Origin of the sequence: Pseudomonas multiresinivorans (assembly GCF_012971725.1) — a bacterium.
GTDB lineage: Bacteria > Pseudomonadota > Gammaproteobacteria > Pseudomonadales > Pseudomonadaceae > Pseudomonas > Pseudomonas multiresinivorans.
Genome location: NZ_CP048833.1, coordinates 3,750,413 through 3,764,599 on the forward strand (window position 1 = coordinate 3,750,413; position 14,187 = coordinate 3,764,599).

2 protein-coding genes are annotated in these 14,187 nt (G+C 66.6%); both read right to left on the reverse strand.

The annotated features are described in order from the left end of the window. Positions 1 to 4: 4 nt before the first annotated feature. Positions 5 to 11,608 (reverse strand): Ig-like domain-containing protein, encoded by an 11,604-nt coding sequence (locus tag G4G71_RS17010; RefSeq protein ID WP_169939220.1) that lies wholly within the window; start codon positions 11,606 to 11,608, stop codon positions 5 to 7. Positions 11,609 to 12,430: 822 nt separating this feature from the next. Beyond that, positions 12,431 to 14,065 carry a malate dehydrogenase (quinone) gene (mqo, locus tag G4G71_RS17015; RefSeq protein WP_169939221.1) on the reverse strand — a complete coding sequence of 545 codons (1,635 nt, stop codon included), beginning with the start codon at positions 14,063 to 14,065 and terminating at the stop codon, positions 12,431 to 12,433. Between the last annotated feature and the right edge of the window lie 122 nt (positions 14,066 to 14,187).

Genomic DNA, 14,187 nt, shown 5'->3' on the forward strand with positions numbered 1-14,187 from the left:
TTGTTCAGGACACGACGACGTGGACGGTGTTCTCCTCCACCAGCAGCGTGGTGTTGCCAAAGGTATAAACGTCGTAGCTGATGCCGCTGTGGACCTGGTTGACCCCGGTGTCCACCGCTCCCCGCACGGTGAGGGTGTCGTTGCTGTCGCCGGTGACCTGCAGGACGTTGTTGCCATCGGTAACCGCATCGACCTGGGCGGCGGTGAGCGTGAGGCTGCCACCGGCATCGCCCTTGCCCATGTCGACCCGCTCGATGTTGGTCCAGGTACCGGTGCCCACGGCGCCATAGTTGAGGCTGATGCCGTGGTCGAGCATGACGGTGTCAAAGCCGTTGCCGCCGTCGATGCTCTTGAAGTTGGTCGCCTGCAACTGGATGGTGTCGTTGCCGTCGCCAGCCTGGACGATGTCGCCCGTACCGACGTGGAGGAACAGGTCCGCCCCGGCATTGCCGTAGAAGTGCTCGGCGCCGTTCTGCCCGAGGAACACATCGGCGCCCGCGGTACCGGTGACGCTGACCTCGCCGATAGCCAGGGTCAGGCCGGACCCCGTCAGCGAGATGCCGTAGATCGCGCTCTGGTGGCCGCTGGCGTCGTAAGCGATCAGTTGCAGGCTGAGCTGGCTGCCCAGGTTGAGTATCTGGGTGACGGACAGGCCCAGTTGCCCCAGCAGGTCCGCTGCCAACAGGTTGATGGTGAAATGCCCGGTGGCGTCGACGATGGGGTGCAGGGTCACATTCACCGCCGGGGTGATTACCTGCACCGCCAGGCTGCCGCCGGCAATGGCCGTACCGCTGATACCCAGGGTCGGTGGCAGCAGTCCGACCGCGAGCCCCAGGCCACCGATGGTCACGGTGTTCTGCGTCAGCACGTTCTCCAGGTTGATGCTGGCGACATTGCCGACGTTGCCGGCAGCATCGCGTGAGGCCACCGAGACACTGGCGTCGAGCAACTGGTCCCAGGTCAGGCTGACGCCGGTGAGGCCGCTGAGCAGGTCCAGGGAACCGATGCCCGTGCTGCCGGCCGACAGCTCGGTGTGCGAACTCAGGCCGGCGACATTGACGTCTACCAGCAAGGTGCTGTTGACCTCGCCGCCGATGCCCAGCACGTTGCCCGCCAGCGAGAGTACTGGCGCCCCCGGAGCCAGCGTGTCGACGGTGAAGCTGGCCGGCGTCGCGGCCAGCCCTCCGTTGACATCGGCGGTGAGGGTCGCCGTGCCCTGCGGGATCACCCCCACCCCGGCGGCAGGCAGCAGGGTCACCAGCACGACGCCAGCGAGGACTTCCGCCGCCGTGAGTACATGCGCCTGGGTATAGGTGAAACCACCCGCGCCGCTGTAGCGCAGGGTCAGGGTCTGCCCGACCTGCGCACCGGCAGTCAGGCCCACACGCACCTGGATGCCGTCGGAGAGTTCGGTCTTGTTGATGTAGCCGTCTGCCGCTTCGGCAATGGTCAGGACCGGCCGGGTCAGGTCCGGCGCCTGGATCTGGATCGCCGAACCGACGTTGCCGGCGGTATCCACCGCGTTCACCGTCAGCACCTGGCCGGCCGTCAGCGCCGGGCTGAGGTTGACCGTGAAGTTACCGCTGCCGTTGGCCTGTACGGTGATCGGGTTGTTCGTGTCGCCGTTGATGATCACCTTCACCGTGCTGTTGGCTTCGGCGATGCCGGTGAGCACCGTGCCGTTGGCGCTCACGCTCAAGCCGCTGGGCGCCACCGGGGCAACGCTGTCGATACTGACCGTAGTCGCCACGCTGACGTTGCCGGCGGCGTCCTTGGCGGTAACGCTGACCTGGGTGTTGTTGGCCAGCGCCGTACCCGGCGTGAAGCTCCAGTGCCCGGTGCCATCGGCAGTGACCTGCGCGATGACCGCGCCGCCGACCTTGAGAATCACCGTCGAACCGATTTCCGCCGTACCGCTGAGCAGCGTGCCGTTGCTCGGCGCGACGATCGGCGCGGTGGGCGCCACGGCATCCACCGTGACGCTGGCGGCGACACTGGTGTTGCCTACCGCGTCCTTGGACACGATGCTCACCTGGGCGTTGTTCGCCACTGCCGTGCCCGGTGCGAAGCTCCATTGGCCCTGGGCATTGGCGGTGACCTGGCCGATCACTGCGCCACCGACGCTGAGGATCACTGTCGAACCCGCCTCGGCGGTGCCGCTGAACACGGTGCCGTTGCTCGGCGTCACCACTGGCACGCTTGGCGCCACGGCATCCACCGTGGTGCTGGCGGCGACGCTGACATTGCCTGCGGCATCCTTGGCGACCACGCTGACCACCACGCCGTTGCCCAGCGGAACGCCGGGCGTGAAGCTCCAGATGCCGCTGGCATTGGTGGTGACCTGGCCGAGCAGCGCGCCGTTGGCGCCGGTGATGATCACCGTCGAGTTGGCTTCGGCGGTACCGCTGAAGGTGACACCATTGCTGGCAGCGATGGTCGGGGCGTTGGGCGCGACGCTGTCCACCGTGACACTGACGGCACCGCTGGTATTGCCGGCGGCATCGCGCGCCACGACGCTGACCTGCACGCCGTTGGCCAGCGCAGTACCCGGCGCATAGCTCCAGTGGCCGCTGGCATCGGCAGTGACCTGGGCGATGGGAACTCCGCCCACGCTGAGAATCACCGTTGCACCCGCCTCGGCGGTACCGCTCAGGACACTGCCGTTACTCGGTGTCACCACCGGCACCGCCGGTGCCAGTGCATCGACCACCGCGGTGGCCGTGCCGCTGAGGTTGCTGCTGGCGTCGCGCGCTATCGCACTGACCACCGCACCATCGGCCAGCGGCACGCCGGGAACATAGCTCCAGCTGCCATCGCCATTCACGGTCACCTGCGCGACCTGGACACCGTTGACACTGATCAGGACCGTCGCATTGGCCTCCGCCGTACCGCTGATGGACAGGCCGTTGCTCGGGTTGATGACCGGGATGGCCGGAAGGCTGGCGTCGACCGTGACATCGCCTGGCAGCCCGACATTGCCCGCGGCGTCCCGCGCACTGGCGCTCACCAGCACACCGTCGCCCACCGGAACCGCCGGGACGTATTGCCAGTTGCCGTTGGCGTCGACCTTCACCTCGGCCAGCACACTGCCGCCGATGCTCAGCAGCACGGTGGCGTTAGCTTCGGCAGTGCCAGCGAAGACCGTGCCATCGCTCGAGGCGATGACGGGCGCCGGCGGTGCCACGGCGTCGACCGTGACGTTCACGGCGCTGCTGAGGTTGCCAGCCGCATCGCGCGCCACCACGCTTACCTGGACGCCATCCTGCAGCCCGATAGGTGGCGCATAGTTCCAGTGGCCGCTTCCATCCACCTGCACTTGCGCCAGCGTTACCCCGCCGACACTGATCAGGATGGTTGCCCCCACCTCGCCGGTGCCGCTCAGCAGGGCACCGTTGCTCGGGTCGCAGACCGGCGGATTGGGCGCCTGGCTGTCGACCACGGTGGACGCCGCGCCGCTGGTGTTGCCGGCGGCATCCTGGGCCACGGCACTCACCGTGGTGCCGTTGGCCAGCGCCGGGCTCGGGGTGAATGACCAGTGGCCGCTGCCGTCTGCCTGCGTCGTGCCGATCAGGTTGCCGTTGCCATCGTGGAGGATGACCGTCGCGCTGCTCTCGGCGGTGCCGGCCAGTTGCGTGCCATTGCTCGGGTCGATGGTCGGCGTCGGCGGCGCTACCGAATCCACCGTGGTAGTGACGATACCGCTGCTGTTGCCGGCGGCATCGCGAGCCTGCACGTTCACCACGGTACCGTTGGCCAGTGCCGTGCCGGGGTTGAAGCTCCAGTGACCGCTGCCATCGGCAGTGGTCTGGCCGATGGGATTGCCGCCACCATCGGTGAGAATCACCCTGGCGCCGGCTTCGGCGGTACCGGCCAGGTGCGTGCCGTTGCTCGGCTCCACCGTCGGTGTCGGCGGCGGCAAGGCATCCACGGTGGTAGTGGCCACACCGCTGCTATTGCCCGCGGCATCGCGCGCGACGACGTTGACCACGGCGCCGTCTGGCAGCGCAACGCCGGGCGTGAAGCTCCAGTTGCCACTGCCATTGGCGGTGGTCTGGCCAATCGGATTGCCGTTGCCGTCGGTGAGGATCACCGTGGCATTGGCTTCGGCCGTACCGGACAGCAGCGAGCCGTTGCTCGGGTCGATGGTCGGGGTAGCCGGCGCCACGCTGTCGATGGTGGTGCTGGCGGCGCCACTGGTGTTGCCGACCGCATCGCGCGCCACCGCGTTGACCACGGTGCCGTTGGCCAGCGCAGTGCCCGGGGTGAAGCTCCAGACGCCACTGCCATTGGCAGTGGTCTGGCCGATGAGGTTGCCATTGCCATCGGTGAGGATGACCGTGGCATTGATCTCCGCGGTGCCATGCAGCTCGTTGCCGTTGCTGGCGGCGATGGTCGGGTTGGCGGGAGCCACCGAATCGATGGTGGTGCTCACCGGGCCACTGGTGTTGCCAGCGGCATCCCGGGCCACGGCGTTGACCAGCGTGCCGTTGGCCAGCGCCGGGCTGACCGTCAGGCTCCAGTTGCCGGCGCCATCAGCGCGTACCTGGCCAATGGGATTGCCGTTGCCATCGGTGAGTATCACTGTGGCATTGGCCTCGGCGGTGCCGCTGAGCAACGTGCCGTTGCTGAGGTCGATGGTGGGGTTGGGTGGCGACACCGCATCCACGGTGGTCGAGGCAACGCCACTGGTGTTGCCGGCGGCATCGCGCGCCACCACATCCACCACCACGCCATTGGCCAGCGGTGTGCCGGGCGTGAAGCTCCACTGTCCGCTGCCATTGGCTACGGTCTGGCCGATGGGGTTGCCGTTACCGTCGGTAATCAGAATGGTGGCATTGGCCTCGGCGGTGCCACTGAGTACGACGCCATTACTCGGATCGACGGTGGGCACGCCCGGCGCGACGCTGTCGATGGTGGTGCTGCCGAGCACACTGGTATTGCCCGCGGCATCCCGTGCCACGGCATTCACCACGGTGCCATTAGCCAGCGCCGCAATCGGGGTGAAGCTCCAGTTGCCGCTGCCATCGGCAGTGGTCTGGCCGATGACGTTGCCGTTGCCATCGGTCAGCAGGATCGTGGCGTTGGCCTCGGCGGTACCGGCCAGCACGCTGCCATTGCTCGGCGCGACGACTGGTGCAGCAGGCGCCACTGCGTCGATGGTGGTGAGCCCCGGGATGCTGGTGTTGCCTGCGGCATCCGTCGCCAGCACCTGGACCTGGGTACCGTCAGCCAGCGGGGACCCGGGGCTGAAGCTCCACTTCCCGGCTGCGTCGGCGGTGGTCGAGCCGATCAGTTGGCCGCCACCATCGAGCAGGGTAATGACGCTGCCGGCCTCTGCGCTCCCACTGAGGAGGATTCCATTACTGGGCTGGACCACCGGCTGAGCCGGGGGCAGCGCATCGATGATGACGCTGCTGACGCCGCTGACGCGCGTCCCGTCCACCACCACGGCGCGCACCTCCACGCCGTTGGCCAATGGCGCGCTCGGCGTCCAGCTCCAGTGGCCGGAGCCATCCGCGTTGACCTCGATCAGCACGTTGCCACCGGCGTCGAGGATCCGCACCAGCGCCAGGGCGTCAGCGGTCCCGCTGATCGTCGCGCCGTTGCTCGGCTCGATGACGGGCGGGTTGGGCAACGCCGTATCGACCACAACACTGGCACTCGGGCCGGTGTTGCCCGCGGCGTCCTGCGCCACGGCAGTCACACTCGTACCGTTGGGCAGCGGCACGGGAGGCGTGAAGCTCCAGTGGCCGGAGCTATCGGCGGTGGTCTGGCCGATGGCAGTGCCACTGCCGTTGGTGAGGATGACCGTGCTGCCCGCCTCCGCCGTGCCGATCAGCAGGGTGCCATTGCTGTCACTGATAGTCGGCGCACCTGGAGCGACGGCATCGATGGTGACCGTGGTGGGCGCGCTGGCATTACCCGCGGCGTCCACTGCCACCACACTCGGCTGCGTGCCGTCGCCCAGGGTCGGGCTGAGCGGAAGCGTCCAATGACCGTTGATGTCGGCCTGGACACGCCCCAGTTCCACGCCGCCCAGGCTGACGATCACAGTGCTGCCCGCCTCCGCGGTGCCGCTCAGGCTGCTGCCGTTGCTCGGCAAGACGGTGGGCGCCGGCGGAGAGATGCTGTCGATGACGATGCTGGCCGCGTTGCTGGTATTGCCGGCGGCGTCCTGGGCAACCACGGTGATGACGGTGCCATCGGGCAGCGGCGGGCTCAGGCTGAAGGTCCATTTGCCGCTGGAGTCGGTGGTCGCCTGGCCGATCAGCACATTGTTCGCGTAGACCAGGGTAATGGTGCTGCCGATCTCCGCCGTACCGCTGACGCTGGTGCCATTGCTCGGGTTGATCAGCGGTGCCGCGGGCGCATCGGCATCCACAGTGGTGCTGGCGGCGCCGCTGCTGTTGCCCGCCGCATCGCGCGCTATTGCGTTGACCACGGTGCCGTCGGGCACCTGGGTGCCGGCGCTGAAGGTCCATCGGCCATCAGCATCGGCGGTGGTCTGGCCGATCGGATTGCCGCCAGCGTCGGTGAGGATCACCATCGCGCCTGCTTCGGCGGTGCCGGAGAAGGTGAGGCCTTCGCTGGGGAGAATGGTCGGGGTCGGCGGCGCCACACTGTCGATGACGCCACTGACTGTCTGGCTGCTGTTGCCGGCAGCATCCACAGCCACCACGGAGACGTTGGTGTTGTTCGCCAGCTGGCTGCTCGGGGTGTAGCTCCAGTGGCCGTCGTTTCCGACCACGACGCGCGCTACTTCGCTGCCGGCGACGCTGATGATCACCGTGCTGCCGATCTCGCCGGTGCCGGTGAGCGACACGCCGTTACTCGGGTCGAGTGTCGGGTTGGCCGGCGGAGCCGCATCGACCGTGATTTGCGCCGTGCCGCTCTGGTTGCCTGCCGCATCCTTGGCAACGACCGTCACCACCGTGCCATCGGCCAACGGCTGGTGCGGCGTGAACGACCAGACGCCGCCCGCCCCCACAGTGGTCTGGCCGAGGGCGTTGCCGCTGCCATCGGTGAATACCAGCGTGCTGCCCTCCTCGCCGGTACCGCTGAGGCTGGTGCCGTTGCTCGGATTGACCACCGGTGTGCTCGGCGCACTGGAGTCCACGACGGTGCTGGTGCCAATGCTCGGGTTACCGGCGGCGTCGGTGGCGACCACGGTGACTGTGCTGCCGTTGGGCAACGACGTGGTCGGGGTAATGCTCCAGTTGCCCTGGCCGTCAGCGGTGGTCTGCCCGACCGGGTTGTTACTGCCATCGGTGGCGGTCACCGTGCTGCCCGGCTCGGCGGTGCCACTGATGCTGGCGCCATTGCTGGGGTTGACCAAGGGCGCGGCTGGCGGCGTGCTGTCCACCGTAATGGTCGTGGTGCCGCTACGGTTGCCGGCAGAGTCCACCGCAACGACGCTCAGGGTTGCGCCATCCGGCAACGGGCTGCTCGGCGTGTAGCTCCAGGTTCCCCCTGGGCTGACCGGCACCTGGGCGATCACCTGGCCGTTGGCGGATATGATCACCACCTCGGCGTTGGCCTCGGCGGTACCACTCAGCTCGCTACCGCTGCTGGGCTCGACCACCGGCGCGGCCGGTGCCTGGGTATCCACCGTCACGCTGGCGGTACCGCTTTCATTGCCGGCGGCATCACGGGCCTGCACCGTCAGTTGCGTACCGTTGGCCAACGCCGGCTGCGGTGCGAATGACCAGTGGCCACCACCATCGGCCGTTACCTGGCCGATCACGTTGCCGCCGGCATCACGCACCACGATGGTCGCGCCCGGCTCGGCACTGCCTTCGACCAGCGCCCCATTGCTCGGGTCCACCGTTGGCGTCGGCGGTGCCACGTTGTCCACCGTGGTGCTGGCTGGCGTGCTGGCGTTGCCGGCGGCGTCGCTGGCCACGGCGTTGACCACTGTGCCATTGGGCAGCGGGCTGGCCGGGGTGAAGCTCCAGTGGCCAGTGCCATCGGCGCTGACCTGGCCGATGAGGTTGCCGCTGCCATCGCGCAGCGTCACCGTCGAACCGGCTTCGGCACTGCCGCTGAGGGACGTGCCGTTGCTGCCATCGATGGTCGGCGCGGCCGGGGCGACCGAATCCACCGTGCCGCTGACCGGCACGCTGCTGCGGCCACTGCCGGGGTCGACCGCGACCACCTGGTAGGCCGCACCGTTGGCCAGCGCGGAGCCAGCCGAGAAGCTCCAGTGGCCATTGCCGTCAGCGGAGGTCTGGCCGATAAGGTTGCCGTTGCCATCGCGGATGACGATCTGCTGGCCCGCCTCCGCGGTGCCGCTGAAATCCACGCCGTTGCTGGCGTCCACCTGCGGCGGCGAGACCAGCGCGCTGTTCACCGTAGTACTGGCAGCGATGCTGGTATTGCCCGCGGCGTCGCGCGCCGTGACCTGCAGGAGCGTACCGTCCGGCTGTTGCTGGCCGAAGGTGAATGACCAGGCGCCATTCACGCCCACCGTCACCTGCCCCAGCGGATTACCGTTGCCATCGCTGATCAGCACGATGCTTCCCGGCTCCGCGGTACCACTGAGCTGCAGGCCGTTGCTCGGATTTACCTGCGGCGCCGGCGGCGCCACGGCATCCACCGTGGCCTGTGCCGACGTGCTGGTATTGCCGGCGGCATCGCGCGCCACGGCATTGACCACAGTGCCGTTGGCCAGCGGGACGCCCGGAGCGAAGCTCCAGTGGCCACTGCCATCGGCGGTGACCTGGCCAATCGGATTGCCGCTGCCATCGGTGAGAATCACCCTGGCGTTCGCCTCGGCCGTACCGGAAAGCACGCTGCCGTTGCTCGGAGCGATGACCGGCACGGAAGGCGCCAGGCCGTCCACCGTGACGCTGCTGGCCAGGCTCGGGTTACCCGATGGATCGACGGCGACCACACTCAGCACTGAACCATTGGGGATCTGCGTGGGCGGCGTGAACGACCAGTTGCCGGAGCCATCCGCGCTGGTCTGGCCGATCAGGTTGCCGCCGGCATCGAGAATCCGCACGATGGCGCCCGCCTCGGCGGTGCCGGTCAGGACCAGGCCATTGCTGGGCGCCACGATAGGCGACGGTGGTGCAATAGTGTCGACGGTCACCGTGCCGGCCAAGCTGGAGTTGCCGGCGGCGTCCCGGGCAATGGCATTGACCAGCGTGCCATTGGCCAGCGGCGTTTGCGGGCTGAAAGTCCAATGTCCATTCGCATCGACGGTGGTCTGGCCGATCGGATTGCCACTGCCATCGAGCAGGATAATCGTCGCGCCGATTTCGCCGGTCCCAGCGATCACGCTGCCATTGCTCGCATCGATGTGCGGCGCGGCAGGTGCCATGGAATCCGTGGTCACCAGGACCACCGTGCTCTGGTGGTTGTTCGTCGTGTCGACCGCCGTCACCTGCAGTTGCGTGCCATTGGGCAATTGCGCGCCGGGGGTATAACTCCAGCTGCCGTTTCCGTCGGCGGTAACGGCAGCGAGGAGAGTACCGTTGGCATCGCGGATCTCCACCCGCAGCCCGGGTTCGGCATGGCCGAAGATCATATGACCGTCGCTGGGTTCGACGACGGGAGCAGGCACAGTGCCGTCGTCGACCACGACCGTGGACGGAGCGCCGACATTGCCGGAAGCGTCCTTGGCAAGGACTTTCACCTCGCTGCCGTTGGCCAGCGGCGGGGAGAAGGTGAACGACCAGGCGCCGTTGCCGTCGGCCTGGGTCTGGCCAATCTGTTGGCCATTGCCATTCAACAGCAGGATCGTCGCGCCGGGCTCGGCGGTGCCGGAAAACAATCCGCCATCGCTCGGGTTGACCAGTGGAGCCGCAGGCGCCAGCGCATCGACGGTGACGTGCCCCGGCAGGCTGGTGTTGCCAGCGGCATCGCATGCCGTGGCGGTCACCTCGGTACCGTTGGACAATGCCGAACCCGGGGTAAAGCTCCAGTGGCCGTTGCCGTCGGCCCGCACGGTGCCGATCGGAACTCCGCCGGGCCCGGTCAGGACCACGGTACTGCCCGCCTCCGCGGTACCCTCCAGCAGGCTGCCATTGCTCGGGGCGATGGTTGGCGCAGTGGGCGCGACCGAGTCCACCGTCACACTCGATGTGCCGCTGGTGCCCATCGGACCGCGCGCAATGGCATTGATCACCGTACCGTCGGGCAGCGGTACGGTTGGCGTAAAGCTCCAGTGCCCGTCGCCGCCGACCAGCGCAACGCCGATCACCCCGCCCTGCGCATTGGTCAGGTACACCGTCGTACCGAAGGTGGCCGTGCCCTGGATGACGTGGCCGTTGCTCGCTTCCATCACCGGCGACGGCAGGCTGCTCGGGTTCGGCGCGATCACTTGAACCAGAGGGCTGGCGTTGCCGGCCGCATCGTGGACGATTACCGAGACGGGCTGGCCGCCCAGCAGTGGCGGGTTCAGCGTGAGACTGAAACCACCGTCCGCGCCCACCTGCACAGTGATGTCCGGCACCCCATCATTGTTCAGGTCAATCGTGAGGGAACTGCCCGGCTCGGCATGGCCGGTCAACTGGCTGCCGTCGGCGCTGATGGCCAGGCCGCTGGCCGGCGCCGGTGGCGTGGTGTCCGGTGCGCTGACCACGGTGGCAGGGCCGGTGTTGCCGGCGTGATCGGTCACCGTCACCGTGACGCTCTGGCCATTGTTCACCGGGGTGGGCAAGGTGATCTGGAAAGTCCCATCGGAACCGGCAACCCCACTGGCATCGGGTATGCCATCGCCGTTGGTGTCGACCTTCACAGTAGCGCCCGGCTCGGCACTGCCGCTGACCTTGCTGCCGTCTTCGGAGACCGTCACGCCTGTTGCGGCGCCCGGCGCCGTGGTGTCCGGTGCGGTGACCGTCGTGCCGGAACTGCCACTGCCGCCATTGGGGCCGCGCACGATGACGGTGACAGTCTCGCCATTGCTCAACGGTGGGCTGACCGGGACCTGGAAGTTGCCATTGCCGTCCACCGGCGCACTGTAGTCCGGCTGGCCGTCGCCATTGACGTCGACTTCGACGGTGCTACCGGGCGCGGCACGGCCGGAGATCGTGCTGCCGTCAGGGCTGACCGCGACATCGGTCGCTGGCGCCGGCGTCGCGGGCGGGTTGCTTCCGCTGCCACCACCGCCACCGCCCCCTCCGCCGCCGCTGGCAATGGCCGCACCGCCGGCGATTACCGCGGCAGCGGCGAGAATGGTTCCTGTCACGCCCAGGCCAGCGATACCGCCGGCAGCTCCGGCGCTACCCGCAGCAGCGGCCTCGGAGCCAGTAAGGGACTCGAACCCGGCGTCGATCGGCTCGGAGGCATAGGTGGCCGTGAGGGTGCCATCGGCGGCGACCTGGTCGAGCTCGGTCACCACCAGGTCACCCTTCTCGTTGACCAGGTAGAGCTGGCTGGGCGGCTGATCCGGGGCGTAGAAGTTGGCGATACGGATGGTTTCGCCATCCTTGAGGTGTACCACCAGATCCGCACCGACCTGCTGGTAACTGGCAACCGCATCAGCGGTGACATCCAGGGCCACGTTGCTGGCCTGCTGAAGAACGATGCTTCCTTGAACCGTCTGCTGCGTGGCGGTGGCTACCTCCACCTGAGATGCCACGACCTTCGCCTGGATCGCCATGCTGACTTCCTCTGACCGGAACTGTTGTTGTTTATGGCCTGAAAGAAATAGCAGCTTCTGTACAAGGCGCCGGAGGCACTCCAACGAGCTCTTGGACGAAAGGTTTAATCGAAAGGTAGTAACCTAAGCACCCGCTGGAAAGTTCAGATATCGGCCATCAATGGCAGATATAGGCGCTGGCCTCTACTCAATTAATTTTCGACAATTAATTGACATACACCGCAAGCAGCGTCAGTCCGGGAACACACTCTTCTCATTGCGAGTCATCGGCTGCACTTCGCCGCCACAGCCCCTTCATGACAATATTCAGTCGCTTGCCTGACTATCGCCAACAGCTTACACCCATGTAATCCATGGCTTACAAGAATACCGTTCGTCGGAAAATCTGATCATGCAATCCTGTCCGGACGGTCATGCCGATTTCCAGCCCAGCCAGCCCGCCGAGGCCCGCTCCAGAGCGAAGCGGCGGAATAGACAGGCTGACATGCAAAATCGAATGTAAATTCCCGTTCTCCAACGACACGGCTGGAAGATCGTCACCGCTGAATACGCGAGCGCGAAACTTCGGCAAAGGGGTGTATTACCGGGTTTCGTTATCCAATCGGATCACATCGGCACTTTCAAAGTTGTCTTTTTTCTCGCAAGGAGAATCCCAGCGACAGGGCAAAGGCAGGGATATGACGCGAGGACCGGGACTATTTCCCGGCAATTGGCGCCGAACTTTAGTTCGGCCAATAGAAGAGTGAATGAACAGGAAGAAAGTGGTTCCGAAGACCGGGATGGAAGTCCGGCCCTCGGAACTTGCTTATTCAGCGCGGCAACTTAAAGCGCCATGTCGCTGGAAGCTTTTTCCGCAGCCGGGGCGACGGCGGTCGGCTGCGCGGCCGGTGCCTGGTCGATGGCTGGCGGCGGGTCCAGTTGCAAGACCTTGGCGGTGTAGCTCCACTCGGCGAAGGTCTTCTCCGGGCTGTCGTTGAGCTTGGTGCCATAGCTCGGGACGATCTGGTGGACCTTGGCCTGCCACTCGGGCGTGGCGAGCTTGTCCTTGAACACCTTCTCCAGCACGTTGAGCATGATCGGCGCGGCAGTGGAAGCGCCCGGCGATGCGCCCAGCAGGCCGGCAATGCTGCCGTCGGCGGAAGCGACGATCTCGGTGCCCAGTTTCAGCACACCGCCCTTCTCTTCGTCACGCTTGATGATCTGCACGCGCTGGCCGGCCTGCCACAGGCGCCAGTCCTCGGCCTTGGCTTCCGGGAAGTATTCGCGCAGCGCGGCGAGACGGTCGTCATCGGAGAGCATCAGCTGGCCGGCGAGGTATTCCACCAGCGGGTACTCGTCGATGCCCACGCGGGTCATCGGCCAGACGTTATGCACGTTGGTGCTGCCCAGCAGGTCGAGGTAGGAGCCTTCCTTGAGGAACTTGGTGGAGAAAGTGGCGAACGGCCCGAACAGGATCACGCGCTTGCCGTCGAGCACACGGGTGTCCAGGTGCGGCACGGACATCGGAGGTGCGCCAACCGACGCCTTGCCGTAGGCCTTGGCCAGGTGCTGCTGGGCGATGGTCGGGTTCTCGGTGACCAGGAACGAACCACCCACCGGGAAGCCGGCGTAGTCCTTGGCTTCCTCGATACCGGACTTCTGCAACAGGCGCAGCGCGCCGCCGCCAGCACCGATGAAGACGAACTTGGCGTCGGTCTCGGTAACGCTGCCGTCCTTGAGGTTCTTGTACTCGACGCGCCAGGTGCCATCGTCGTTACGGGTGATGTTCTCGACTTCGCTGGAGAGCTTCAGGCTGAAGTTCGGCCTGGTCTGCAGGTAGCCGGCGAACTGGCGGGTGACCTCGCCGAAGTTCACATCGGTGCCGATGGGCGTCCAGGTGGCGGCGATCTTCTGCGAAGGATCGCGGCCCTGCATCATCAGCGGCACCCACTTGGCGATCTGCGCCGGGTCTTCCGAGTACTGCATGCCGCGGAACAGCGGGCTGGCCTGCAGCGCCTCGTAGCGCTTCTTGAGGAAGGCGATGTTGTCATCACCCCAGACGAAGCTCATGTGCGGGGTGGAGTTGATGAACGAGCGCGGGTTCTTCAGCACGCCGCTCTGCACCTGCCAGGCCCAGAACTGACGGGAGATCTGGAACGACTCGTTGATCTCCACCGCCTTGGCGATGGTGACGTTGCCGTCCTTGTCTTCCGGCGTGTAGTTCAGCTCGGCCAGGGCCGAATGGCCGGTGCCGGCGTTGTTCCAGCCGTTGGAGCTTTCCTGGGCAACGCCGTCGAGGCGTTCGACCATTTCCATCGACCAACCCGGTTCCAGCTCATTGAGCCAGACGCCCAGGGTGGTGCTCATGATGCCGCCGCCGATCAGCAGCACGTCGACTTTCTTGGTTTCCGCGAAGGCGGGCGCGCAATTCACTGCCAGGGCGAGGCCCAGCAGCGCCCCGCTAACTTTCTTGATCATCGAAAGGTTTCTCGTCGTTAGGGCTTGGCCTTCCCCACCGGCGTCATTCAGCGTGAAGGCCGCGCCCCGCGCAAATAGCGCGAACGATGGGCAAGGCGACAGATGACGAGGATGAGTCGGGA

Excerpts from the sequence above, each read along its gene's own strand:
- mqo (WP_169939221.1), bottom strand. The coding sequence starts at position 14,065 with ATGATCAAGAAAGTTAGCGGGGCGCTGCTGGGCCTCGCCCTGGCAGTG.
- G4G71_RS17010 (WP_169939220.1), bottom strand. The coding sequence starts at position 11,608 with ATGGCGATCCAGGCGAAGGTCGTGGCATCTCAGGTGGAGGTAGCCACC.